Consider the following 23,300-nt stretch of genomic DNA (forward strand, 5'->3'; position numbering starts at 1 on the left):
CCGCGTTGGCGCTAGGCCGTCTCCAACGCGGCATCGAGGGTGATGTCGACGCCGGCGAGCGCCTTGCTGACGGGGCAGCCGATCTTCGCGGCCTCGGCGGCCTCGAGGAATCCGGCCTCGTCGATGCCGTCAACCTCGCCGCGGACGTGCAGGGTGATGCCCGTGAGCTTGAAGCCGCCCTCCGGGTCCGGACCCAGCGTCACCTCGGCGCGGATCTTCATGGACTGCGGTGTCGCGTTGCGCGCGTCCAGCTGCCCGGCGAGCGACATGGCATAGCAGGCCGAGTGCGCCGCGCCGATCAGCTCTTCGGGATTCGTCACGCCACCACCGTCCTCGGAGGCGCGCTGGGGGAACGAGACCTCGAACGTGCCGAGCCCCGAGCTGGTCAGCTCGACCTGTCCCGAACCGTCCTGCAGGCCGCCGTCCCAGGCCGTACGTGCTGTGCGTGTGGGCATCGTGAACCTCTTCCGTCGTGGATGTCCTCTCGACGCTACTGCGGCCGTCCGAACGCCGAAAGATCACGAGTGTTCGGGACGGTGAAACATTTCCGGCCCGCCGCGGCATGTACGTGATGTCATGTTCAAGCCGACCGGAGGTCTCCCATCCATGATCGAAGTGTTCACGTGAAGTCCGACGCCGAGCTGATCGCGGCATCGGGCCACGATCCGCAGGCGTTCCGCGAGCTGTACGACCGCTATGCCGAGCCGGTCCACGCGTTCCTGCTCCGCCGTACGTCCGACCGTGAGGCCGCGCTCGACCTCACAGCCGAGACGTTCGCGCAGGTGTGGACGTCACGGCACCGGTTCGTCGACCAGAAGGACGGCTCGGCCGGTCCCTGGCTGTTCGGCGTCGCCCGCAACGTCCTGTCCCGCTCCGCACGAGAGCGCCGGCTGATCAGCGAGGCCAGCCAGGCCCTGCGCATCACGCACGGCCGCTCGACGGCGACGCCCGACACCTCGTGGGTCGACGGCATGGACGCCGACCTCGAGGAGGCGTTGTCGACGCTGCCGGAGTCCCAACGCGTCGCCGTCGAGCTGCGCGTCCTCTCCGACCGGCCGTACGACGAGGTCGCCGAAGAGCTCGACTGCACGCCGGCTGCGGCCCGCATCCGCGTCTCGCGCGGACTTGCCCGCATGCGCACCTCCCTCCAGACCACCGCGACCCCCAAGGAAACGTCATGAACCCCACCACCCAGTCCGACCTCACCCGCATCGGTGACGACCTCGAGCAGGCCGTCGCCGCCCAGATCGCCGGATCGATCGTCGTGCGCCGCCGCCGCAAGCGCTCGCGCACCACGATCGCCGCGTTCGCCACCGCCGGCGTCATCGTCGTCGGCGCCGGTGCTGCCGCCGCCGTCACCCTGCTGTCGCCTGACACGGTCGAGCGCGGCATGCCGGGCAGCAGCGTGATCTTCATCGACACCGACCCGACCTGCACCAAGAAGAGCGACGTCGAGTTCGACTGCACGCTCGCGAAGGCGCCGAGCAAAGAGGTTCTCTCCGACTACAAGGGCACCAAGGAGACGTTCAACGACGCAGACGACAACATCGCGGGTGGCTGCATCGGTCAGGACTCGGCCGGCCTGCACTGGACCTGCTACGCCGGTGAGAAAGCCGTCGAGATGGACATCATCGGCAAGGACCTGCTCGGCCAGCACACCAACGGTCCCGCAGCAGGCTGAGAAGAAATCGTCCCGGGTTGTCGAATCGCCCCGCGTCCGTTCGACGTAGGGGTGAGGGCGTCGAGAGTCGGCGCCCACGACAACCCGGGAGACGATCATGGGATCCATCACCGCAAGCCTCTTCATCTCGCTCGACGGCGTCATCGAGGCGCCCGAGACGTGGCACTTCGACTACTTCGACGACGAGATGGGTGCGGCGGTCGGCGCGCTCATGGGCAGCGCCGACGCCACGCTGTTCGGCCGGCAGACGTACGACGAGATGGCGGCGTACTGGCCGGCCGCCGACCCGCAGGACCCGTTCACGGCCCAGATGAACGGAGCGCGCAAGTACGTCGTGTCGGACTCGCTGACCGAGGCGACCTGGGAGAACTCGTCGATCATCAGCGGCGACGTCGCTGCCGAGCTGGCGGCGCTCAAGCAGCAGACCCGGCTCGGCACGACCGGCAGCGCGACGCTGGTCCGCTGGATGCTGGAGCAGCGCCTCGTCGACGAGCTGCACCTGCTGGTGCACCCCGTCGTCGTCGGTCGCGGCAAGAAGCTGTTCGCCGACGGCGCCAAGGTGCCGCTCGAGCTGCGTTCCGCCACGACGTTCGGGTCGGGCGTGCTGCACCTCGTCTACGGCCCCGCAGCCGACTGAAGGTCAGACGCCGAGCAGCTCCAGGGACACGTCCCAGAGCCGCTCGGCGTTGGCCGCGTCCAAGGCGTACGGCGCCACGCCGGTCATGTCGTTGGTCGGCCGGTCGACGACGACAGCCTCTTGGTTGTCGACGAAGTAGCGGCCTCCGATGCCTTCGAGCAGCGGGCTGGTCGCGAGCAGGACCGACGTCGACGCGCCCTGCTCGGGTGTCTTGCGATCCTCCGGTGGCGTCTGGGCGCCCCCGGTGTGGCGCTGCAGGTTGGTCGCGATGGCGCCGGGCATCAGTGCGTTGGCCGTGATGCCGTCACCGGCCCAGCGCCGAGTGGCCTCGACCGCGAACAGCACGTTGGCGGTCTTGGACTGCCCGTAGGCGGCCCACGGGTCGTACGGCATGAACCGGAAGAACAGGTCGTCGAAGATCACCGGCGAGCGGAAGTGTGCGCTCGAGCTGACCGAGACGATGCGAGCGCCGCGGGCGGCGGCAAGGGCGCCGTGCAGGCCGACGGTGAGCCTGAAGTGGCCGAGGTGGTTGGTCGCGAACTGCAGCTCCCACCCCTGCTTGGTGTAGGTCTCGGGGGTGGCCATGATGCCGGCGTTGTTGACGAGGATGTCGAGCGGGCCGTCCCAGCCGGCGACGAACGCGTCGACGCTGTCGAGATCTGTGAGCTCGAGCCGGCGTACGTCGACCGGATGGCCCGTCGTGGCGCGAATGTCGGCAGCGACCTGCTCGCCGGCCTTGACGTCGCGCACGGCGATCGTCACCTCAGCGCCGGTGGATGCCAGGGCCCGTGCGGTCTCCACGCCGATGCCGGAGGCACCGCCCGTGACGACGGCGCGCCGTCCGTTCAGGTCGATGCCGTCGACCACCTCGGCGGCGGTGGAGCTGATGTCGAAGGGCGTCGTGATGCGGTCCATGCCCTCCAGCATGCGGGATCAACCCAGGTGTGGATAGTCGGGGGAGCGGTGCTGGAACGCCAGGATGTCGGGGTTCTGGATGACGCCGTCACGGATCTCGATCGCCCGTCGCAAGGTCTCGTCGGCATCCCAGGACTCGGGACCGGCGAGGACCTTCGACACGTACGGCAGCAGGGCCTGGCTGATCTCCCACGTCGCGGAGTTCCAGAGGTAGGACGGGCTGTGGTCGACCGCGTAGTAGGTCACGCCGTTGCCGACCGTGAACGTCGGCTCGTCGAACGAGGTCGGCCTGGCCCACTCGAAGCCCATGCCCTCGTCACAGGAGACGTCGACGACGAGCGTTCCGGACGCCATCGTCGGCAGGTCGTCGTTGGTGAGGAACGTCATGGGGGAGGTGGGGTTCTGCAGGACGCAGTTGACGATGACGTCGTGCTCGGCGAGCAGGGCCGGCATCGGCACCCAGCTCTCGTCGACGAACGCGCGGCTCTCGGCCGGTGATGCCGCCGGGTCGAAGTGCACGATGCGGGCCGAGTGGATCGGCGCGCTGACGGCGGCGACCCCGCGCTGCGTGAAGATGTCGACGTCGTGGATGCCGTGAGCGCTCAGCGCGGTGACCGCGCCGCGAGCCGTGGCACCGAATCCGATGACGGCGGCGCTGAGCCGGCGGCCGTAGTTGCCGGTCAGTCCGCCGATCTCCATCGCGTGCAGCACCGACGAATAGCCGGCGAGCTCGTTGTTCTTGTGGAACACGTGCAGCAGGAAGTTGCCGTCGGGGCTCCAGTGATTCATGACCTCCCACGCGATGAGGGTCAGCTTGCGGTCGATCGCGGCCTGCGTCAGCGCCCGGTCCTGCACGCAGTGCGGCCAGCCCCACAGCGTCTGGCCCTCACGCAGCTCCAGCAGGTCTGACGGCTGGGGCTTGGTGAGCAGGATGACGTCGCACCGCTCGATCAGCTCGGCGCGGCTCAGGATGCCGCCGACGTACGGCCGCAGCTCGTCGTCGGACCAGCTGAAGTTCGCGCCGTAACCCTCTTCGAGGAACACGTGGGGGCGCTGCGCATCCGACAGGCGTTCGAGGTGCCGAGGGTGGGTCGGCAGTCGCCGTTCGTTCTCCTTGGCGGTGTGGGCGATGACGCCCAGGTCAAGCTGTTCCATGCCGACTCCGTCGGTGGGTGTTCCACAGGTGCCGCTGCTCGGTGAGGAGCGGGTCGCGCCCGGCGAGATTACACCCGTGAGGCGCCGAGTCCGTCTTCGAGCAGGTCGAGAGCGCGACGGCCGAGCGACAGCACCGCGGCCGACCCGGCCGCGGTGCTGTCTGCTTCGGGTCTAGCCCTTGAGGCTGCCGAAGAACTCCCGCAGGTCGGCCGACACGACGTCGGGACGCTCCAGCGAGGCGTAGTGCCCGCCGGTCTCGTGCTCGGTCCAGTGCACGATGTTGCTGTTGTCGCGGTCGGCGAACGTCCGGATCGACTTGAAGTCGTCGGCGAACACCGTGACACCGGTCGGCGCGTGATTGACAGCAGGCTCCGTCTCGGCGTGGGCTTCGGAGTAGTGGTAGCGGCCGACCGTCGCCGACGTGTTGGTGAACCACTCGAGCGACACCTCGGTCAGGATCTGCTCGCGGGTGACCAGGCTCGTGCCGTTGCCGAACGACATGAACAGCTCGTTCCACGCCAGCTGGCCGACGGGGGAGTCCGAGATCCCCGCGGCGACGGTCTGCGGGCGCGATGCGTTGATCGCGTTGTAGCCGCCGACGGACTGGAACCACTTCATGTGCTCGAGGGCGGCGTAGTCCTTGGGCTCGAGCTTCTCGAACTCCGCCGGATCGCCCGACGGGAAGGAGAACAGCTGCAGCACGTGCAGGCCCAGGAACCCCTCGGGCTGCATCAGGCCGAGCTCGCGGGCGACCATCGCGCCGCCGTCACTGCCGTGCGCGCCGTACGAGTCATAGCCCAGCCGGCGCATCAGCACGTCGTACGTCTGGGCGACCCTCGCCATGGTCCAGCCGTGGTCCGTGACGGGCGTGCTGAACGCGAAGCCCGGCATGGACGGGACGACGACCGAGAACGCGTCCTCGGCCTTGCCGCCGTGGGCGACGGGGTCCGTCAGCGGGCCGATCATGTCGAGGAAGTCGACGAACGATCCGGGGTAGGTGTGGAGCAGCAGCAGGGGAGTCGCGCCGGCCTCGGCCGAGGGTACGTGGATGAAGTGGATCGTCTGGCCGTCGATGTCGGTCAGGTAGTGCGGGAACGCGTTCATCCGCGCCTCCTGCTCGCGCCAGTCGAAGTCGCCGCGCCACTGGGCGACCATCTCCTGGAGGTAGTGGTTCGGCACGCCGTACGTCCAGTCGTCGCCCGGTGCGGCGGCGGGGTAGCGGGTGCGGGCGAGCCGGTTGTCGAGGTCGTCGAGATCGCTCTGCGGGATGTCGATGACGAAGGGACGGATGTCGGATGAGGTGCTTCGCTGTGTGGTCATGAATCCACTGTAGAACCGATATAGGAACGTTTGATTCCTAGTTCTGAGATAGATTTTCAGCCATGATCGACACGTCCGCGAGGCTCCTCGCACTCCTCTCCTTGTTGCAGTCCAGGCCGCAGTGGTCGGGCACTGAGCTCGCCGCGCGACTGGAGGTCACGACCCGCACGATCCGCAACGACATCGACCGGCTGCGCAACCTCGGTTATCCCGTCAACGCCGAACGGGGCGTGCACGGCAGCTATCGCCTCGGAGCCGGTGCGGCGCTCCCGCCACTGCTGCTCGAGGACGACGAGGCCATCGCGGTCGTGCTGGGTCTGCGGGCCGCCTCGACGAGCGCGATCGAGCGGGTTGCCGAGAGCAGCGCGGTCGCGCTCGCCAAGCTCGAGCAGGTACTGCCGGCCCGCCTGCGCCGGCAGGTGGCGACGCTCTCGCAGGTCACGACCCAGGTCGCCGACGACGCGGGCATCCCGGACGCCGACCCGCGGTTCGATCCCGAGGTGCTGACGGCGGTGGCGGCGGCGATCCGCGACACCGAGTGGTTGCGGTTCGAGTACGACGGGGAGCCTCGTCTCGTCGAGCCCTATCGGCTCGTCAGCTGGGAGCGGCGGTGGTACCTCCTCGGCCGCGACCCGGACGCCGACTCCTGGGGCGTCTTCCGGCTGGACCGGATGGTGCTGCGCATGCGTACGGGCCGGCGTTTCGCTCCGCAGCCGTTGCCCGAGGACGACGTCAGCGCGTACGTCATGCGGGCCGTCGCGTACGAGGGCTGGGCCGTGCACGCGCGCATCACGGTGCTGGCCCCTGCCTCCGAGGTCTCGGCGAAGATCAATCCGGCTGTCGGCATCGTCGAGCCGGTGGACGACGAGACCTGCGTCCTCATCACCGGAGCCGACAGTGTCGCGACGATGGCGGTGTACGTCGGCCTGCTCGACCTGGACATCCGCGTCGACCAGCCACCGGAGCTCGTCGAGCGGATGCGGGCGCTCAGCCGCCGCTATGGCGACGCAGTGAGCTGAGCCGACGGCTACGGCGTGCTGGGTGCGTCGGTCCACGCGATGCGCGTCACGAGCGCGCGATGGTCGGTGCCCGGCACTGCCCGCACGTGCGCGTCCGTGGTCGTCAGCGGGCCGCGCATGAAGACGTGGTCGAGTCCGAAGAGCGATGGCAGCTTCATGCCGACGATCCGGACACGCTGCGACGGCGATGGCCAGGTTGGCCGCCAGAGGAGACCGGCGTCGGTGCTGGCATCGCGATAGTCCGCGCGCATCATGGCCTGGAGCTGGGGATGGTCCAGCGTCGCGTTGAAGTCACCGACGACCACGGTCGGCTCGTGCGACGCCTTGGCCGTCGCGAGGATGAGATCGAGATCGCGCGACCACTGTGCGACGCCGTTGTTCGGAGCGATGGGGTGCACCGCGAGGATCCGCACCGGGCCGCCGCTCGTGGTCATCTTCACGCCGACGCCGGGCGTGCTGGTGGCAATCTCCGTGGTGTCGTGCAACGGCTCGTCGCTGAAGACCATGATCCCGTCGCGGTTCAGCTGGGCGGTACCGGCCCGATGACCCAGCCGGCGATCGAGGCCGCGCCTGTCCAGGTCGGCGAGGGCGGCCGGCGTGATCTCCTCGAGGACCAGGACGTCCACTCCTTGACGGTCCACGGCGTCGAGCAGGGCCTGGGGGTCGGCTCGGCCTATGTGCAGGTTCGCCGTCATGACGGTGAAGCCGTTCGCGGTGGCCGAACCCGGGGCATCGGCCAGGAACGGCTTGACGAACCACCACACATGCAGGAGCAGCAGCGACGTGACCACCGCCAGCACCGGGAGGGCGACTGGTCGGGCCACCGTACGGAAGCCCCACGACATCGCGATCAGCACGATCACGGCGAGTGCGTACGGGACGATCGCCACCGGTGCCAGAGCGCGAAGGATGACCCACCAGAGGGTCTCACCGGGCTGCAGCCTGGCCGTCGTGATGGCGAGCGTGGGGACGACCAGCAGTGCGACGACGAGGCCCCCCATCAGCCTGGCCATCTTCGGATGCCCAGCGGTTGACAGGTCAGACCTTCCAGCGCCGCAGGGTGACCTTCGCGTTCCGCAGGGCCATGACTTCGGCCCGGAGATAGCGCCGGTGCCCGCCCATGGTCCGGATCACCGTGAGGTTTCCCGCGTTGGCCCACTCGCACACCGTCTTGGTGTGCACGTCGAATATCGCCGCGACCTCCGCGGGTCGCATCAGCATGTCTGGGGAGTTGACCACCTTCATCTCAGATCCCCCCGTGCTGCGAGTCGTACCGGGATGCCGCTGAGTCTGCTGTTGTCTGGTCACCGATGGCCATGAAGTAACTCCCCTGTGTCGTTTCGAGCCTGCCGTGTCCTGTCCCGGGCGATCCTTGTGGTGTTGCCGGGATAGTGATGACAATGCATCTGTCCGGGACCGCGCGACACCAGATCGCCGAAGTCCTACGGGGGACCGCAATCGCCGGAAATGGAGGGGTGCGGGGATCCGCAGCACCTGTGGTTAACCGTCATCGGGCGGAGGCTGCGGTCGTGCGGAACGTCTCAGGCCGGTGGCGGAGCCGCGTTCGGAGGTGCACCGGCGTCGGGCGCGTTGGCACCCGTGAGCACCGCGACGAGCTGGGCGCGGGAGTGGACCCCGAGTGAGCGGTAGATGTGGGTGAGACGGAGCTCAACGGTCCGGACCGACACGAACAGCTCCTGGGCGATCTCGCGGTTGCGCAGGCCCTGCACGACGCGCACGGCCACGTCTCGTTCGTCGTCGCTCAGCTGCTCCAGCACGGGGGCGCCGTTGGTGCCGGTCGCGGCGGTTGCCGGGGCCGGCGGGGCCTGGCCGGTACGGACCGCCCAGGCGTCGGCGCCCGCCGTCTCGAATGCCGCAGCGGCGAGCATGCGTGTGCGCCGGCTCTCGACCGTCATGCCGAGCTCCTCCTGGCGGATCGCCAGGCACCTCAGCGTGCGGCCCAGCTCGTACGGCAGCTCGTCGCGACCGAACTCCTTGACGGCGGAGTCGAGCAGCGCAAGGGAGGGCTGTCCGGTGTCGACCAGCCCTCGGCAGCGCAGCAGGGCGAGGTCTCCCCACCTCGACCGGTGTGACGAGAGGCGCCGTTCCAGGGCCGTCACTGTGGCCGCAGCCTCCTGCACGCGACCGGTCTGGACGCAGGCCTCGGTGTAGTCGGCCCAGTGGCGCAGCAGCGACGGATTGCGGAACTTGGTGGAAGCCGCGCTGACCTGCCGCAGCTCCATGACGGCGGCCTCTGCGTCGCCGTTCAAGAGGCGCAGAGTGCCTCGCAGCGCCATGGCGCGAGCCCGCAGTGCTTGGCTGGCCTCGAGCGCGGCGAGCTCGATGCACCGATCGATGAGATGGTCCGCCTCCTCCTCCTGGCCGAGGGAGTACGCGTACCAGGCCTTCGCGTAGGCGAAGGCGGATGTGCCGCGGGTGAGCGACGGCGCTCGACCCTGCCAGGTGTCGATCGCGGCGCGGGCCAGGCGGTACTCGGTGGCGTTGATCTCGTTGTGGATCGTCCCGTACGTCGCCAGGTCGTGACGGAGGCCGTTGCGGCTCGCCGGGCGGTTGTGGACGACGGTCAGCAGCTGCCGCGCATCGGTGTAGGCCTCGCGGGCCGTCAACGCTCTGGCGCGCAACAGCAGCAGGTCGGTGTCGGCCGTCAAGGAGTCGTCGAGATCGGCCGTGGGAGGCGCTTCGGTGATCGCGGTGCCTTCCATGCCGTCGACGATGTCCCGCATGGCGAGCAGCTTGAGCCGGGTCGGCTCCGACACGCCTTCGGCGAGGAGCAGGCCATGGTCGACCAGGCGCCGGGCCTCTTCGGTCTCCCATCGCTCTGCCCGGAATGCCGCACCGAGGCAGATCATGGAGCACGCGCCTTCGCGGTTGGCGGGGGCATGCAGGTCGGCGAGCGTCGACAGCTCGTCGTCGACGAGATGCTTCTTGTGGAAGAGCCTGGCCATGAGCCTGATGTTGAGGATGTCCATCGACTGCTCGGGCGCGGTCGTCTCCGCACGAGCACGGGCACTGTAGCGGTCGGCCAGGATGAGATGACCGTCCCTCAGCAAGTGGTTGCACAGCCGGATGAGCAGGCCGGCGTGGCTCTCGACGTGCTCGGCGCGGTTCAGGGCCCGCTCGGCGAACTCCACCGCCGCCCCGATCCGAGCTTCGTCGACCAGTGAGATCGCGGCGCTGAGGAGCTCGTCGACGCTTTGCGGGCCGCGGGCCGTGGAGCTCTCGTGCCAGGTCGCCAGGTGCTGATCGTAGAGGTGGCAGACCTCGGCCAAGGCGGCATGGTGTTGTCGGCGTGCCTTGGAGCCCTGGTCCCAGTAGAAGCGGCTGCGCAGCCGTTGATCGGTGAACGTGAGGTACGGTCCCCGGCGACTGAGCAGCCCCGCGTCGATCAGGTCCTCGATGTCGTCCGCGGCATCGGGCAGGGCCTGGCTGAGCGCGCCGGTGTGACACAGCGGCGCCAACGCAGCCAGCTGCAGGATCTCGCGTCCCGCGGGACCGACATTGCCGAGAGCCTTGGCCGTCACTTCCTCGATCGTGCGGGTCGCGCGGGGCGGCAGGAGGACGGAGGCCTTGCCGTGCAGCTGGTCGTCCTGCAACCGGGCGATCTGTTCCTCGAGCACGCGCGGGTTTCCCCCGGCGTACTTCGCGAGGATGCACACGGTCGGCTCGTCGAGGTCGCGGTCCTTCATCGTGATCTCGACGATCTCGTCTGCCGTGAACGGGAGCAGCTGGGTCGGCTCGAAGCCCGGGGTGGCTTCCGTCGGCTCGAACTCGGTGGCCGTGGCCACGATCCAGAGAGACGTGCCCGCGAGGTGGGATGCGATCGTGCCGAGGACCGCACGGCTGGCGCTGTCCATCCGGTCGAGGTCGTCGATGAGCGCCACGGTGGGGGGGAGGTCGAGACCGCGGATCAAGGACAACAGGTCGTAGCCGGCGGCGAACAATGCGTCGGGATCCTCTGACCGGAGCGCGAAGTAGCGGTGCGGCTCGGATGACGGGTCCTGCCTGAGCGCTGCGAACAGTGAGGCGAATCCGGAGAGCGGGAACCGCCACTCCTCCGGATGGACCCGGACCAGGACGGTCGGGGCCGTCGGCATCGCATGGGCGGCCGCCAACAGGTGACTCTTGCCGCTGCCGTGCTCACCGATCAGGAGCAGGGCGCTCTCCTCGGCGGACTCGTGCAGGGTAGCTAGTGTCGTGTGTGCGTCAGCTCGACTGATCGACTCCATCCGTCGTCGCTCCTCACACCGTGATCCCCCACTTCCACGCCCCCGGCTGTGGCCGGCTCGCGTGCGTCTGTGAATGAGTACATCTGGTTTCCGTTCTCGTGGTTCCTCACGGTGGTGCCGCGGCAGGAACTGATGGTGCGTCCTTGAAGTCAAATACGCACGTGTGAGAGACGCAACATCTCCCCTTTCGTGACGTCATCATGACCCACGCCCTTTGATGGCGGTGGATTTTCATGTATTTGACCCTCCGGGAATCGCACGAATCCGAACTGTTGGAGGCCTGCGACTGCGGATACCGAACCAGCACCGTTTTGCGAAGCGTGCACGATGTGCGAATTCGGCGCTTGCGGATCCACCGTTCGTGCCATTGCGGACAGCCGGTCCGCGTAGTGAAGTAGCGATGTCAGCAAGTCATGAGACGGCTCCGCCAGGCCGCTCGCCGCGAGAATGCGAGTGAGTGATGAAGGCAGAGCAAGGACTCCGGGTCGGAGTCGTCGGATGCGGATACTGGGGTTCGAAGCACGTACGGACCCTCCTCTCGCTGGAAGCGGTGTCACGCGTGTGCGTGATCGATCCCAGCGCCGAACGACGCAGCGCCGTGACCCGCGTCTATCCGCGGGTCGACGAGTACAGCACGCTCAGCGATGCGCTGGGACAGCTCGACGCGGTGGTGATCGCAGTGCCGCCGACGCTGCATGCCCCTCTCGCGCTGGAGGCCATCGCGCACGGCGTTCATGTGCTGGTCGAGAAGCCCTTGGCGCCCACCGTCACGGAGTGCGAGGCCATGGTGACGGCCGCCGAGAAGCAGGGCGTGACCCTGATGGTGGGTCACACCTTCGAGTATCACTCGGCCGTGTGGGAGCTGCGTTCGATGGTGCAGCGCGGCGACCTCGGGGACCTCTACTACCTCGACACGGCCAGGCTCAACCTCGGTCTGTACCAACGCGACGTCAACGTGGTCTTCGACCTGGCCCCGCACGACATCTCGATCCTGAACTACGTGCTCGGCTCCTCGCCGTCGATGGTCGAGTGCTGGGGAGCGCGCAACGCGCACCCCCGGCTCGAGGATGTCGCGCAGCTGAGGCTGTACTACGACGACCCCGGCGTGTTCGCCAACGTGCACGTCAGCTGGCTGAACCCGAAGAAGATCCGCCAGGTCACGATGGTCGGCAGCAACAAGATGGTCGTCTTCGACGACCTCAAGGCCGAGCAGCGCGTCAAGGTGCACGACAAGGGCGTCACCGCGATGAGCGACGGCGCCGACCTCACGGCGGTCCCGATGTCCTACCGGCACGGCGACATCGTCTCGCCCTACCTCGAGATGAACGAGCCGCTGCGAGTCGAGGACGAGCACTTCATGGACTGCGTGCAGACCGGCTTGCGGCCGCTCACGGATGGTGAGAGCGGGCTCGAGGTGGTCCGGGTGCTGGAGGCAGCGCAACGCGCCATGTCCGAAGGGGTCGCCGTACGCCTTCCTCAGTGCGCAGGGGCGCGTACGCCTGTACCGTCGCTGGCCGGCTCGGCGTCGGACCTCCTGAGCGGGGCCTCCCACGGGGAGGCGGCCGGATGAGCGCGGGAGTGGCGGCGATGGCACCGATTCCGGTCCCACCGTTCGGCTCGGTGCCGTTCCTGGACCTCGGCACCACGACTGCGGTGGTCGCCACCGAGGTGCGGGTGGGTTGGGAGAAGGTGATCGCCTCCAACCGTTTCGTCGGCGGCGAAGAGGTCAAGACGTTCGAGGACGAGTGGGCGGAATACTGCGGCACCGAGTACGCCGTCGGGGTCGGCAACGGAACCGATGCCTTGGTCCTGGCGCTGCGTGCCCTCGAGCTCGGCCCGGGCGACGAGATCATCGTGCCGGCGAACACGTTCGTCGCCACGGTGGAGGCCATCGTGCTCGTCGGCGCAACCCCGCGGTTCGTCGACGTCGCCCTGGACACCGGGCTGATGGGCGCTGCCGAGGTCGAGGCAGCCGTGTCCGACCGGACCCGGGCGATCATCGCGGTCCACCTGTTCGGCCAGCTCACCGACATGGATGCTCTCGGCAGGTGTGCGACCCAGCACGGTCTGGTGCTGATCGAGGACGCCGCCCAGGCCCATGGGGCCACGTGGCGCGGCATCCGGGCGGGGAGCTTCGGTGCTGTCGGCTGCTTCAGCTTCTACCCGGGCAAGAACCTCGGGGCGTTCGGCGATGCCGGAGCCGTGGTCACCTCGGACGAGGGCATCGCCGAGCGCATCCGCTCGATGCGCGACCACGGGCGGCCCGGAGGCGCTGAGGACCGGCACTACAACCATGTCCGCATCGGGACCAACAGCCGGCTCGACACGGTTCAGGCCGTGACGCTGTCCGCCAAGCTGCGGCACCTCGACCACTGGAACGCGGATCGTCACCGCGTGGCGCGGCTCTACGCAGAGGAGCTTCCTTCGACGGCTGTGCCGCTGCGTCAGCTCGAGCACTCCCACAGTGCGTACCACCTGATGGTGGTCAGGGTCCCGGATCGAGACCGCGTGCGGGCCGAGCTGGCCGCCCTCGGCATCGGCTCCGGCATCCACTACCCGACGCCGTGCCACCAGCTGGAGCCGTACCTGCACTGGTCTCCTGGTGAGCTGCCGAACGTGGAGACTCTGGCCGGACAGATCCTGTCCCTGCCGATGTATCCGAGCCTGCCCGACACCGACGTGCTGCGCGTCTGCGAAGCGCTCTCCCACATCACCGCCGACCTGGAGCCTTTCGGTGACCGGCCCGGAGAGTGAGCCCCGGCAGGTCTACCTCGCCGAGGAGGATGGCGCGGCCTACGGCCCATGGGGTCGGGGCTTCCTGCGCTGCGGAACCGTCGTGTACAGCGGGTGCAGCATCGGCGAGCGGCTGGAGACCGGCCACAACGTCGTGATCCGTGAGGACTGCGAGCTCGGCGACGACGTGTCGATCTGGAGCAACACCGTGATCGACTACGGCACGGTGATCGGTGACGGTGTGAAGATCCACTGCAACTGCTACGTGGCTCAGTACACCGAGATCGGCGACGGCGCCTTCCTCGCGCCCGGGGTGAGCATCGCGAACGACCTCTACCCGGGTCAGGAGAGCTCGCGCGAGGTGATGTCCGGACCGTTCATCGGTGCGGGTGCCCAGCTCGGTGTGAACGTGACAGTCCTGCCCTTCGTACGGATCGGGGACGGCGCGATCATCGGCGCCGGCTCGGTCGTGACCCGCGACGTGGAAGCCGGGGCGGTGGCGTTCGGCAACCCGGCACGGGTCCGCGGAAGGGTCGAGGACCTGGTGCCGGTCGAGGATCGCGTCGACGGTGCCGTACGTCCCGCTGGCCACCGCTTCTCCCTCCGCAAGCGCGCTGCCGCCTCCGACGAGGAACCGGTGCCGTGAACGCGTGGCTGGCTGAGCATGTGCGTCCGCCGCGATCGCGCCGACAGCCACGGCACGAGGTGCGCCAGTACGCGGGCAAGCGGACCTTCGACGTCGTGATGGCATCGGTCCTGCTGCTCGTGCTGGCACCCGTGATGGTGCTGGCCTTCGTCGCGGTGCGTGCGACCAGTCCGGGCGGCGCGGTCTTCCGCCAGGTCCGGGTCGGAGCGCTGCAGCGACCCTTCGTCCTGCTGAAGTTCCGGACCATGGTGCGGGACTGCTCGCACGAGGCGCACGAGGCCTTCGTGCGACAGATGATGTCCGGTGACGACCCGCGGTCGCGCGACGGACTCTACAAGCTGGACAACGACCCGCGCGTGACGCGGGTGGGACGCATCCTCCGGCGCACCAGCATCGATGAGCTGCCCCAGCTGGTCAACGTGCTGCGGGGCGACATGTCCTTGGTCGGACCGCGTCCCGCCCTGCCGTGGGAGGTCGAGCTGTTCCCGGCCTCGGCCTCGTCCCGTTTCCTCGTGCGACCCGGGCTGACCGGTCTGTGGCAGATCAGCGGCCGGAACCGGCTCACGATGCTCGACGGATTGCGCCTTGACGTGGAGTACGTCACGAGGCCTGCGTTGTGGACCGACCTGAGGATCCTGCTCGTCACCCCGCTGACGATGCTGCGCGGAGGCGCTCGATGAGCCGCGTCGTGGACGCTCCGCCGTTCGCCTCGGACGACCTCTCCATGGGTGCCGGTGCGGCGCGGGACACGATGACGGTCGCGGTCTGGACCATGATCAGCAGGGTCACGGGGCTGGCACGGGTCATCGTGATCGGCGCCGTCCTCGGGCCGACGTACTTCGGCAACTCGTACCAGCTGACGAACGTGCTGCCGAACCTTGTCTTCTACGGCTTCCTGGCCGGGTCCTTGCTGTCGTCACTGCTGGTTCCCGCGCTCGTGCGGCACATCGACGCCGGCGACGGCGACGAGACCGGACGGGTCGCGGGCGGCTTCCTCGGCGTCGAGTGGTCGATCCTCGTGGTCGCGGCCCCGGTGGCCGTCATCGCAGTGCCGATGTTCCTCCCGAACGGGCAGTCCACGCTGGCCCTGGCCGTGCTCGCTATCCCGCAGGTCTTCTGCTACGCGATGGTCGCATCGGCCACCGCCGTGATGTACGCGCGGCGCCGCTATCTGCTCGCCGCTGCAGCACCCGCGCTGGAGAACCTCGGCGTGATCGCGGTCCTGGTCCTGGCCGGCGCGCTGTACGCGGATCCGGGGGACGGGCCGGTGCCGGCGGGTGCCGTACTGCTGATCGGCGGCGGATCCACCCTCGCCGTGGTCGTGCACGCGGGCGTCCAGTGGTGGGGCGCACGCCGGTGCGGTGTGATGCTGCTGCCGCGAGCCGGCTGGCGGGATCCCGACGTCCGAAAGGTCGTACGCCGGGCGGTCTCGTCGATGGCCCAGGCCGGTCTGCTGGCCGCCCAGATCCTCCTGCTGCTCGTCGTGGCCGGGCACGTGGCAGGCGGCACGGTGGCCCTCCAGATGTCCCTCAGCTTCTACCACCTGCCACTCGCCATCGCGGCCGCCCCCGTAGGCCTGGCGCTGCTGCCGAGGCTGTCCAGGATGACCAGTGAACGGGACGCGACCGCGTTCGCTGACGCCTATCAACGCGCCCTCGGGCTGGCGCTGTTCCTGATGATTCCGGCCGCTCTGGGCTACCTCGTGCTCGCGGTTCCCTTGGCGAACATCGTCGCGGCCGGGCAGATGTCCACCGATGCCGGCGTCGCCATGGTGGCCGGGTCGCTGAGCGCTCTCGCGCTCGGGCTCATCGGCGAGACACTGTTCGTGATCTCGACCCAGGCGGCATACGCCCGGGGGGACGCGAGCTCGCCCCTGCGGTCGATGATGCTGCAGGCCGGCGTGTGCGTGGCACTCGTCGTGCCGGCCTCCTTCGTCGATGGTCGCGCGTTGATCTCCGCCCTGGGCGGCGCCTTGGCGGTTGCCTCGGTGGTCGGCGGCGTCGACCTGTCGCTCCGGGTGCGTCGCGAGCTCGCCCCGGCGACGGACCGTTTGCTGCCCTCGGTGGCCCGCACCTGCTTTGCCAGCCTCACGATGGCGGCGGTCGCGTTGACCGTGGCTGCCGTCGCGATGGCCATGGTGCCCGGGACGGCCGGTCTGCTGACGGCCAGTGCCGCTGGCACGCTCGCCGGTGCCGTGGTCTATCTCGGAGTCCACCGATCGCTCGGATCGATGGAGCTGACGTGGCTGCGCGACGGAGCGCGCGGCCGAGTCGTTCCAGAAGCGAGCCCGGCATGAGCGCCCTCATCGCCGACGACTTCGCGTCGCTCCTGGCTCGGGCCGACCGGTCCGATCGGCGTCGAGCCTGCGCCGTCCTCGTGGTGGGTGTCATCGCCGCGGCCGGAGCAGGTCTGCTCGCGGTGAGGGCACCCGTGGCATGCCTCGGGCTGCTGGTCGGCGGTGCCCTGGCCGCGGCTGTCTGGCGGCAGCCGGCGGTCGCGGCGTACGCGATCATCGGGATCACTCCCTTGGTCGTCGGGATCGACCGTGGCCGGCTGGTTCCCCAGATGCGGGTCAATGAGGCCCTGACGCTCTTCCTCGTGGGGGTCCTGTGCATGCGGGCTGTGTTGCAGGGCCGGCCGTGGCGTCTGCGCGACCTGCGCCTCGACTCGGTGTCCCGGGCGTTTGTGTGGTTCGCGATCGCCTCGTCACTGATCCCGATCGTCTTCATGGTCGCTCGCGGCCGGCCGTTGGAGATGGACGACCTGACGTACGCCGTGGTGATGTGGAAGTTCCTGCTCCTGTACGTGGTCGTGCGGCTCACCGTCCGCAGCCAACGCGAGGTCACGATCGCCCTGTGGGTGTCGATGATCGCCGGCGTGCTGGTGGGGGTCATTGGCATCCTGCAGTCGCTCGACCTGCTGGGCGTCCGCGCGCTGCTCGAGCCCCTGTTCGCCCCGTTCGGCTACACCGATGTCGTCTCGTCGGCCCGCGCCGGCTCAACGGTCGGCCTGCCCGCCGCGACGGCGGACCTCATGGTGCTCAACCTGGTGATCGCCCTGGGCATGCTCTACCGCAAGCCGGCCCTCGCCTGGTGCCTCGCTCCGATGACGCTGGTCTTCGTCGTGGCCGTGTTCTCGGCCGCTGAGTTCTCCAGCGCACTCGGCCTCGTGATCGCCCTCGTGTGCGTGGCGGTCCGGCTGCGCCGGCTCGATCTGCTCAGGTGGTCGGTCCTGGCCCTGCCGGTGGCGGTGGCGGGACTGTGGCCGACCATAGCGCCGCGTATCGCGGACTTCTCGTCGCTGCACGGCATGCCGACGAGCTGGTTGGTGCGCTACCACAACCTGACGACGTACTTCTGGCCACAGATCGTCGACGGCAGCAACTTCCTGGTCGGGGTCAGGCCCGCAGCGCGCGTGCCGGTCGACGAGGGAGCGTTCGGCTTCATCTGGATCGAGAGCGGCTACCTGTGGCTGCTCTGGGGCGGTGGGCTGCCGCTGTTCGCCGCGTTCTGCTGGTTCGTGTGGCGGAGCCTCAAGGCCACCGGGCCGCCCGCGCGCCTGCTGGCGACCCCGTCGGCCGTCGCAGCCTTGGCCGCCTACACGGGTCTGGTCTCGTGCGTCGTGCTCATGATCTTCGACCCGCACATCACCTATCGCGGCTCGGCCGACGCGTTGTTCGGTCTGCTGGCCCTGTCCGCCTGCGGACACCAGGTCGTCCAGAAGAACCGGCGACAACAGCATCGAACTAGTCAAGGAGCAGGATCGTGAAGGCATCGACACTTCCGAGTGACCGCGAGACGGGCATGTTCCGTCTGTACGCCTGGGTCATGATCGTGACCGTCGGCCTGGCCGTCGGCGTCGCGGTCCTCGGCACCCGGACCACGCCGCAGTACTCGGCCACCGCTGAGATCTTGATCGACCCGACGCTCACACCGAGCGGCAACTACATCGAGCCGTCGATGCCGACCGAGCAGCGCGTGGCGACCTCCGCCGACGTGGTCGGCAACGCCGCCGCCAAGCTCGGCATCACGTCCAAGGAGGCAGCGGAGCACCTGTCGGTGACGGTCCCCGTGGACACCAAGATCCTGGTGATGTCGTACACCGACAACACCCCAGCGGCGGCGCTGACCGGAGCCAAGGGCCTCGTCGACTCCTACCTGCGGGCCCGCAACCCGGAGGACGGCAAGAATCCGGTCGCGAGCCTCGTCAGCCCTCCGGAACGGCCGTCCTCACCGGTGGGGACCAACTACCCGGTGATCCTGGGCGCGGCGGTCATCGCCGGCCTCCTGGTCGGTTTCGCCGTGGCGCGGGCCTGGGACCGGGTGCGTGGCCGGATCCGCACGGTCGCCGACGCCGAGCGATGCGCGGGCCTGGATGCGCTGGTCGTGACGCCGCCCCTGCCGCGTACGTCGATCGACCGGCATCCGCGCTTCCTGGCGGGCCGCTCACAGGTCACCTCGCTGGCCGCACGGGTGCTGGGGCAGGTCGAGGACGGGCCCAGGTCCTGCTTGCTGGTGACCGGGGCTGCGGCCGACTGCGGCAGCACGGCGGTCGCCGCGACGACGGCGGTCGCCCTGGCGCGGATGGGGCGGGTCGTCGTGCTGGTGACCGCGGACGACGAGGTGGTCACACGGATGTCCCGTGAACGCGCTCCCGAGCACAAGAACGCTCGGGCCCAGCGAGACGTGTGGCCCGACACGCGGCCGGCCGAGCAGGAGGGACTGCATCTCGTCTCCGTGGCCGAGTGGGACAGCGCCGGACTCGCCGCGGCGAGGCTGACGAACCTGCTGCCAGAGCTTCATCACCGCCTGCCGGAGGCACTGATCGTCATCGACGGCCCCCCGGCCTGGTCCAGCGCTGGGATCGCCCTGCGGGTCGACAAGATCCTGCTCGTCGTCGCACTGGGGCGTGGATCACGCAAGTCGTTGGCCACGGCCGTGCAGGCGCTCGATCACTGCGCCGAGAAGATGATGGGCCTCGTGATCACCCCGCGAGGTGGGCGCAAACGCCGCCAGCACTCGTCGGTCCGGGAATGGGCCTCCCGTCAGCTGAGGAAGGTCGTGTTCCGCATAGCGCCGCCGGCGATGGATCCTGAGCCGTCACCCGACCGCCGGTCGAGTGCGACGGCGGTTCTGCCCGTCTGGAAGGAGAAGAACGGCACCCTGGCTGCCGGCTCGGGGGTCGCCAAGGCCGACCGGTCCGCAGATGTCGCTCGTCGCCCCAAGCCCAAACCCAGTGGAGAACCGACGAGCTCTGTGGCGTCGTGATGTCGGCGCAGGCGTCCGCAGGAAAGGGCCGGCTGTGGGCCGTCCTCGTCGGGCTGCTGCTGCTTGCCGCCCTCATCGCGCTGCTGGCCGTCAGCATCCGGGACGCCACGGTGGCCTCGGACCGGAGAGATCCCCCGTACGCGACGCTGGCCCCCGATCCGGACGGATACTTCAAGACGAAACCGGCCGGCGCGTGGAAGAGCCTGCCGTCGGACGCGGAGTGCGCCCGGGAGGTCCATCGCTCGCCGTGGGAGCCGCGGCCGAGCAATGCCAAGCCAAACCGCACCGAGCCCGACCGCGCCGCGGTCCGCGAGTCGTTGACGTCGCGGCCCCGGGGCAACGGAGAGACGTACGCGGCCCGCTACAACACCTGGCTGCTGGCACGGGTGAGTGGGCAGCACACCGGGACGACGGACGAGAACATCCAGTGGGCGGCCTGCAAGTGGGGGATCTCCGACAACGTGCTCAGGGCGATGGCAGCCGCGGAGTCGACGTGGTACCAAGGCCTGCACGAGGCCGACGGCAGCTGTGTCGAGAAGCGGGGCTGCGGCGACACGGTGGAGAAGGCGACACCGGCCTCCCGGACGTTCTGCGCCGAGGTGAACCGGTTCGGCCACGACTACAGCCGCGACTACGGCGAGGGGATCTGCCCGAGGACGTTCTCGATCATCGGGGTCATGTCGTGGCAGGACCCGGACTGGGGTCCGATGGCGAAGAACCAGAACGGGACGTTCCCCTTCAACCGTGACTCGACGGCCTTCGCGCTGGACTACGCCGCCGCGCACCTGCGGGGGTGCATGGAGGGCTGGATCGTCTGGCTGAGCAACCGCGACGGCTTCGAGCGGGGAGACCTGTGGGGATGCGTCGGAGTCTGGTACGCGGGTGACTGGGAGATCCCGGCGGCCCGTGAGTACGCGGCTCGGGTCAAGTCCCTGATGGACGACCGGGTCTGGCTGCAGCCGAGCTTCGCGGAGTAGGCACCTTCTGCAGGCGCTCACCGATCAGCCCGGCGACGGTGTCCAGGTAGACCTCGCACTGGCGTTCCCAGGCGAGGTGGAGCTGGATCCGTTCGCTGCCCACCCGACCGAGCCTGGCGCGCTCCGTCGAGTCGTCGAGCAGGCCGACCACCTCGCGGGCCAGCGTCTCGGTGTCGCCGGGCGTGACCAGGATCCCGGCGCCCTCGGCCAGCCGCCGGGTCTCCTGCACGTCGTACGCCACCAGTGGCAGTCCGACGCCGAGGTACTCCATCGCCTTCACCGGGGTGACCTCCGGCTGCAAGGACGTGTCGATGCCGACATCGGCTGCCGCGAGATGGCGATAGAGGTCCACCTCGCCGAGCCAGCCGGGGAACCAGACGTTGTCGCCGAGGCCGAGCTCGTCGACCATGAGCCGCAGCTCGTCGAGGCACTCGCCGTTGCCGATCAGCATGAAGCCGACGTCGTCGCGTCCCCACTCGCGGACGACGAGCTGGGCCACCCGCACCACGTCGTCGACCCGGTCCTGGCGACCCATCTTGCCGGCCCACGTCACGACCGAGGAGAAGGACCGCACCCGCGAGGCGATCGGGAGGGGAGTGGCCTCGCGGGCGCGGCCGAGCCGTGCCAGCACGGGTCCGTTGCGGACCACGTGGATGCGTTCAGGAGCGCCGCCGGCGGCGATCAACCGCTCGCGCAAGTGGTCATTGACGGTCACGCTCGCGTCGACGTTGGCCTGGGTGCGGGTCTCCAGCCAGTGCAGCACCCGCAGCGCCCGCGCGGGTGGGGAGGAATACCTCTGCGCGAAGACCTCCGGCATCAGGTCGCGTTGGTCGAGCAGCACCTTCACGCCGAGCCGGCGAGCCAGAGCCGTCACGGGGAAGTAGAGATCGGGAGGTTGGCAGATCTGCAGGACGTCGATGCGATCGCGTCGATGCAGCCGGACGAGCCGGGGAATCTGCCGCCACAACGAGGTCGCGTACTCGCGAACATGGCCCATCGTTGATGCGCCGTCGACCGGTGCCCGGTACTCGATCAGTGTCAGGCCCGGATGGCTTCGCCACGGCTCGTTGGCGTCCGCCCGGCGGGTGATGACCGAGACCCGGTGTCCCGCCGAGCAGAGCGCCTCGACCTGCTTGCACAGGCGGTTGTCCTCGGCGAGCGACACGTTCTGCACGACCACGGCGACGTGGGCGCCGCCGACGTCCGTCATGCCCAGCCGCTGACGCGTCGGTGACTGTGCTCGGTCGGTCGATCGACCACTGGTGACGACCACGCGACCACGGCCTCGCCGGCGGCAGGGCCACGCACGGCCCAGCCACCGACGGTCCTCACCGGTGTCGACTCCGCTCGCCGGCGCCACCACGCGGCGACTTCTCGAGGAAGCGCGTGCCACGCACCGGAGTCGGCGCAGAGCTGGTCCAGCAGTGCCTCCCACGCCGGCAGCATCCCCGGGCAGTCGACATAGTCCGGGTGGGCGATCATCAACACCATGCCGCCCCGAGCCCGGAGGGCCTCGACCTTGGAACGCCACACAGACCCGTCGGTCATGCCGAGGATGTCGAACAAGGTGTGATCCTGCGGCAGCGTCAGCGGGAGCTCGACCAGGTTGTCGATGAAGAACGGCAGATAGGTGCAGCAGCCGCCCGGGCGCGGCTCGTGGGGAGCGCTGTCGGTGTACGACGAGTCGTAGTCGAACCCCAGCAAGGGCATCAGGTCCCACGATCGCTGGGTGGCCGGTGACCGGAAGCCGACGGCACCCCACCGGTCCGCCCACGCCCGGATGGCCGGAAGCCGCTTGCGCAGCATGCGCTTCGATGCCAGGTCGCGACCGTCGTGGCGCAGCCCGTGCACGCCGATCTCGCAGCCCTCGGAGCGCAAGCCGTCGAGCAACTCCTCGGCAACCTCGTAGCGCTCGGGCACCAGGTTCCACGACGACCGCAGGCCGCGGACCCGCTCCGGTCCGCGCAGCGCCTCGATGGCGTCCCGCCCCGCCGCGGTCTCGACGTCGTGCGTCAGCACGAACGCCGAGGTGTGGCCGTTCGGCCACGGGTGAACGTAGGGAACGGGCTCTCCGGCAATATCCTCGAGCCGCTGCAGGAGCCAGTCGTAGAGGTCGTGGAGCGCGTGCTCCTCGGGCCATCCGGGGAAGTCCGGGTAGGTCTGCCGGGCGGCGTGGCCGCGGCGAAGGCGGAGCTGGAGCTTGCGGGGCAGCAGCGGTCTGATCGCGTAGTAGAGCCTGACCGCGGTGTGACGGAGCCGGCTGTGCAGACCTGCCCGGCCCAGCGTCGTGTATCGCTCCGACCACAGCCACGACATCGCCTCTCCCGGATCGAACGGGAGGAACAGGCTGCCCTGATCGTTGGTCCAGACCTGCGCCACGGCGTTACCGTGAAGGTTCTGGACGGGGGTGAGGGGCCGCCACCCCTCACCCCCGGTCCATCGACGACATCCGATCTCCTCGGGTGTCCCGGTGAAGACCGGGCACACGAGATCGATGCCGGCGAGCGTGTGGTGCCCCGTGCGGGTGCCGGGCACGTGCCGGCCGTCCTCGGAGCGGGCCCAGAGCAGTCTTGGCCCCAAAGGTGACGACGTGGCGTGCAGGGCGCCGACGTGACGGGGCAGCACGCGGCGCATCGTGCGGTCCACCGTGATGGGGATCCGCAGGTAGTCGGCGAACGCGAACGGGGCCGATGACGTGAACAT

At 69.2% G+C, this 23,300-nt stretch carries 21 protein-coding genes; 12 read left to right on the forward strand and 9 right to left on the reverse strand.

Going from position 1 to position 23,300, the window contains the following annotated elements; translation table 11 throughout:
* Positions 1-11: 11 nt before the first annotated feature.
* Positions 12-455, reverse strand: a complete 444-nt coding sequence (locus tag ESP70_RS10185) for an OsmC family peroxiredoxin (protein ID WP_149689158.1) — start codon at positions 453-455, stop codon at positions 12-14.
* A gap of 168 nt (positions 456-623) precedes the next feature.
* On the opposite strand from ESP70_RS10185, the gene ESP70_RS10190 reads away from it, so the two are divergent.
* The 3 genes from ESP70_RS10190 to ESP70_RS10200 all read left to right on the forward strand — a co-directional run bounded on the left by ESP70_RS10190 (position 624) and on the right by ESP70_RS10200 (position 2,318).
* Positions 624-1,181, forward strand: coding sequence for an RNA polymerase sigma factor (locus ESP70_RS10190; protein WP_149689159.1), 558 nt, complete (start codon positions 624-626; stop codon positions 1,179-1,181).
* Complete coding sequence (locus ESP70_RS10195) at positions 1,178-1,681, forward strand: hypothetical protein (RefSeq protein ID WP_223148688.1); 504 nt, start codon at positions 1,178-1,180, stop codon at positions 1,679-1,681. The genes ESP70_RS10190 and ESP70_RS10195 overlap by 4 nt, the downstream gene beginning before the upstream one ends.
* Before the next feature lie 97 nt (positions 1,682-1,778).
* The gene (locus tag ESP70_RS10200; protein WP_149689160.1) at positions 1,779-2,318 is read left to right on the forward strand and encodes a dihydrofolate reductase family protein; all 540 of its coding nucleotides are present in this window, start codon (positions 1,779-1,781) and stop codon (positions 2,316-2,318) included.
* Between the two features lie 3 nt (positions 2,319-2,321).
* Here ESP70_RS10200 and ESP70_RS10205 read toward each other — a convergent pair whose 3' ends face one another.
* The 3 genes from ESP70_RS10205 to ESP70_RS10215 all read right to left on the reverse strand — a co-directional run bounded on the left by ESP70_RS10205 (position 2,322) and on the right by ESP70_RS10215 (position 5,708).
* Positions 2,322-3,233, reverse strand: coding sequence for an SDR family NAD(P)-dependent oxidoreductase (locus ESP70_RS10205; RefSeq protein WP_149689161.1), 912 nt, complete (start codon positions 3,231-3,233; stop codon positions 2,322-2,324).
* Between the two features lie 18 nt (positions 3,234-3,251).
* Entirely contained in the window at positions 3,252-4,388 is a 1,137-nt protein-coding gene (locus ESP70_RS10210) for a N(5)-(carboxyethyl)ornithine synthase (RefSeq protein ID WP_149689162.1), read from the reverse strand.
* A gap of 171 nt (positions 4,389-4,559) precedes the next feature.
* The gene (locus ESP70_RS10215) at positions 4,560-5,708 is read right to left on the reverse strand and encodes an epoxide hydrolase family protein (RefSeq protein WP_149689163.1); all 1,149 of its coding nucleotides are present in this window, start codon (positions 5,706-5,708) and stop codon (positions 4,560-4,562) included.
* 62 nt (positions 5,709-5,770) lie between these two features.
* On the opposite strand from ESP70_RS10215, the gene ESP70_RS10220 reads away from it, so the two are divergent.
* Positions 5,771-6,727 carry a helix-turn-helix transcriptional regulator gene (locus tag ESP70_RS10220; protein WP_149689164.1) on the forward strand — a complete coding sequence of 319 codons (957 nt, stop codon included), beginning with the start codon at positions 5,771-5,773 and terminating at the stop codon, positions 6,725-6,727.
* Positions 6,728-6,735: 8 nt separating this feature from the next.
* On the opposite strand, the gene ESP70_RS10225 is transcribed toward ESP70_RS10220, so the two are convergent.
* The 3 genes from ESP70_RS10225 to ESP70_RS10235 all read right to left on the reverse strand — a co-directional run bounded on the left by ESP70_RS10225 (position 6,736) and on the right by ESP70_RS10235 (position 10,974).
* Positions 6,736-7,740 carry an endonuclease/exonuclease/phosphatase family protein gene (locus ESP70_RS10225; RefSeq protein ID WP_149689165.1) on the reverse strand — a complete coding sequence of 335 codons (1,005 nt, stop codon included), beginning with the start codon at positions 7,738-7,740 and terminating at the stop codon, positions 6,736-6,738.
* A gap of 25 nt (positions 7,741-7,765) precedes the next feature.
* Positions 7,766-7,972 carry a BldC family transcriptional regulator gene (locus tag ESP70_RS10230; protein ID WP_056398375.1) on the reverse strand — a complete coding sequence of 69 codons (207 nt, stop codon included), beginning with the start codon at positions 7,970-7,972 and terminating at the stop codon, positions 7,766-7,768.
* A gap of 296 nt (positions 7,973-8,268) precedes the next feature.
* The gene (locus tag ESP70_RS10235; RefSeq protein WP_149689166.1) at positions 8,269-10,974 is read right to left on the reverse strand and encodes a LuxR family transcriptional regulator; all 2,706 of its coding nucleotides are present in this window, start codon (positions 10,972-10,974) and stop codon (positions 8,269-8,271) included.
* 460 nt (positions 10,975-11,434) lie between these two features.
* Between ESP70_RS10235 and ESP70_RS10240 the strand changes: the two genes are divergently transcribed.
* From ESP70_RS10240 to ESP70_RS10275, 8 genes are read left to right on the forward strand one after another with little or no spacing between them, the layout of a single operon-like run.
* Positions 11,435-12,544 (forward strand): Gfo/Idh/MocA family protein, encoded by a 1,110-nt coding sequence (locus tag ESP70_RS10240; protein WP_149689167.1) that lies wholly within the window; start codon positions 11,435-11,437, stop codon positions 12,542-12,544.
* Positions 12,541-13,728, forward strand: a complete 1,188-nt coding sequence (locus ESP70_RS10245) for a DegT/DnrJ/EryC1/StrS family aminotransferase (protein ID WP_149689168.1) — start codon at positions 12,541-12,543, stop codon at positions 13,726-13,728. Before ESP70_RS10240 ends, ESP70_RS10245 begins: the two co-directional genes overlap by 4 nt.
* Positions 13,709-14,353 (forward strand): acyltransferase, encoded by a 645-nt coding sequence (locus ESP70_RS20550; RefSeq protein ID WP_149689169.1) that lies wholly within the window; start codon positions 13,709-13,711, stop codon positions 14,351-14,353. The genes ESP70_RS10245 and ESP70_RS20550 overlap by 20 nt, the downstream gene beginning before the upstream one ends.
* Complete coding sequence (locus ESP70_RS10255; RefSeq protein ID WP_246161996.1) at positions 14,350-15,033, forward strand: sugar transferase; 684 nt, start codon at positions 14,350-14,352, stop codon at positions 15,031-15,033. Before ESP70_RS20550 ends, ESP70_RS10255 begins: the two co-directional genes overlap by 4 nt.
* A complete protein-coding gene (gene murJ / locus ESP70_RS10260) occupies positions 15,030-16,649 on the forward strand; it encodes a murein biosynthesis integral membrane protein MurJ (protein ID WP_149689170.1) in 1,620 nt (539 codons plus the stop codon). Before ESP70_RS10255 ends, murJ begins: the two co-directional genes overlap by 4 nt.
* Positions 16,646-18,121: a hypothetical protein gene (locus tag ESP70_RS10265; RefSeq protein ID WP_149689171.1), complete on the forward strand. Its 1,476-nt coding sequence runs from the start codon at positions 16,646-16,648 to the stop codon at positions 18,119-18,121. Before murJ ends, ESP70_RS10265 begins: the two co-directional genes overlap by 4 nt.
* Entirely contained in the window at positions 18,118-19,620 is a 1,503-nt protein-coding gene (locus ESP70_RS10270) for a hypothetical protein (protein WP_149689172.1), read from the forward strand. The genes ESP70_RS10265 and ESP70_RS10270 overlap by 4 nt, the downstream gene beginning before the upstream one ends.
* Positions 19,620-20,597 (forward strand): hypothetical protein, encoded by a 978-nt coding sequence (locus ESP70_RS10275; RefSeq protein WP_149689173.1) that lies wholly within the window; start codon positions 19,620-19,622, stop codon positions 20,595-20,597. The genes ESP70_RS10270 and ESP70_RS10275 overlap by 1 nt, the downstream gene beginning before the upstream one ends.
* Here ESP70_RS10275 and ESP70_RS10280 read toward each other — a convergent pair.
* Together ESP70_RS10280 and ESP70_RS10285 are read right to left on the reverse strand one after the other, a co-directional pair.
* Positions 20,545-21,807, reverse strand: coding sequence for a glycosyltransferase family 4 protein (locus tag ESP70_RS10280; protein ID WP_149689174.1), 1,263 nt, complete (start codon positions 21,805-21,807; stop codon positions 20,545-20,547). The genes ESP70_RS10275 and ESP70_RS10280 overlap by 53 nt on opposite strands.
* Positions 21,804-23,300, reverse strand: coding sequence for a polysaccharide deacetylase family protein (locus ESP70_RS10285; protein WP_188110576.1), 1,497 nt, complete (start codon positions 23,298-23,300; stop codon positions 21,804-21,806). Before ESP70_RS10285 ends, ESP70_RS10280 begins: the two co-directional genes overlap by 4 nt.

It is taken from the genome of Aeromicrobium ginsengisoli (assembly GCF_004134905.2).
GTDB classification, from domain to species: domain Bacteria; phylum Actinomycetota; class Actinomycetes; order Propionibacteriales; family Nocardioidaceae; genus Aeromicrobium; species Aeromicrobium ginsengisoli.

Excerpts from the sequence above, each read along its gene's own strand:
- ESP70_RS10245 (WP_149689168.1), top strand. The coding sequence starts at position 12,541 with ATGAGCGCGGGAGTGGCGGCGATGGCACCGATTCCGGTCCCACCGTTC.
- ESP70_RS10280 (WP_149689174.1), bottom strand. The coding sequence starts at position 21,807 with ATGACGGACGTCGGCGGCGCCCACGTCGCCGTGGTCGTGCAGAACGTG.
- ESP70_RS10235 (WP_149689166.1), bottom strand. The coding sequence starts at position 10,974 with ATGGAGTCGATCAGTCGAGCTGACGCACACACGACACTAGCTACCCTG.
- ESP70_RS10200 (WP_149689160.1), top strand. The coding sequence starts at position 1,779 with ATGGGATCCATCACCGCAAGCCTCTTCATCTCGCTCGACGGCGTCATC.
- ESP70_RS10230 (WP_056398375.1), bottom strand. The coding sequence starts at position 7,972 with ATGAAGGTGGTCAACTCCCCAGACATGCTGATGCGACCCGCGGAGGTC.
- ESP70_RS10205 (WP_149689161.1), bottom strand. The coding sequence starts at position 3,233 with ATGGACCGCATCACGACGCCCTTCGACATCAGCTCCACCGCCGCCGAG.
- ESP70_RS10285 (WP_188110576.1), bottom strand. The coding sequence starts at position 23,300 with ATGTTCACGTCATCGGCCCCGTTCGCGTTCGCCGACTACCTGCGGATC.
- ESP70_RS10215 (WP_149689163.1), bottom strand. The coding sequence starts at position 5,708 with ATGACCACACAGCGAAGCACCTCATCCGACATCCGTCCCTTCGTCATC.
- ESP70_RS10210 (WP_149689162.1), bottom strand. The coding sequence starts at position 4,388 with ATGGAACAGCTTGACCTGGGCGTCATCGCCCACACCGCCAAGGAGAAC.
- ESP70_RS10185 (WP_149689158.1), bottom strand. The coding sequence starts at position 455 with ATGCCCACACGCACAGCACGTACGGCCTGGGACGGCGGCCTGCAGGAC.
- ESP70_RS10265 (WP_149689171.1), top strand. The coding sequence starts at position 16,646 with ATGAGCGCCCTCATCGCCGACGACTTCGCGTCGCTCCTGGCTCGGGCC.
- ESP70_RS10240 (WP_149689167.1), top strand. The coding sequence starts at position 11,435 with ATGAAGGCAGAGCAAGGACTCCGGGTCGGAGTCGTCGGATGCGGATAC.
- ESP70_RS10275 (WP_149689173.1), top strand. The coding sequence starts at position 19,620 with ATGTCGGCGCAGGCGTCCGCAGGAAAGGGCCGGCTGTGGGCCGTCCTC.
- ESP70_RS10220 (WP_149689164.1), top strand. The coding sequence starts at position 5,771 with ATGATCGACACGTCCGCGAGGCTCCTCGCACTCCTCTCCTTGTTGCAG.
- murJ (WP_149689170.1), top strand. The coding sequence starts at position 15,030 with ATGAGCCGCGTCGTGGACGCTCCGCCGTTCGCCTCGGACGACCTCTCC.
- ESP70_RS10195 (WP_223148688.1), top strand. The coding sequence starts at position 1,178 with ATGAACCCCACCACCCAGTCCGACCTCACCCGCATCGGTGACGACCTC.
- ESP70_RS10225 (WP_149689165.1), bottom strand. The coding sequence starts at position 7,740 with ATGGCCAGGCTGATGGGGGGCCTCGTCGTCGCACTGCTGGTCGTCCCC.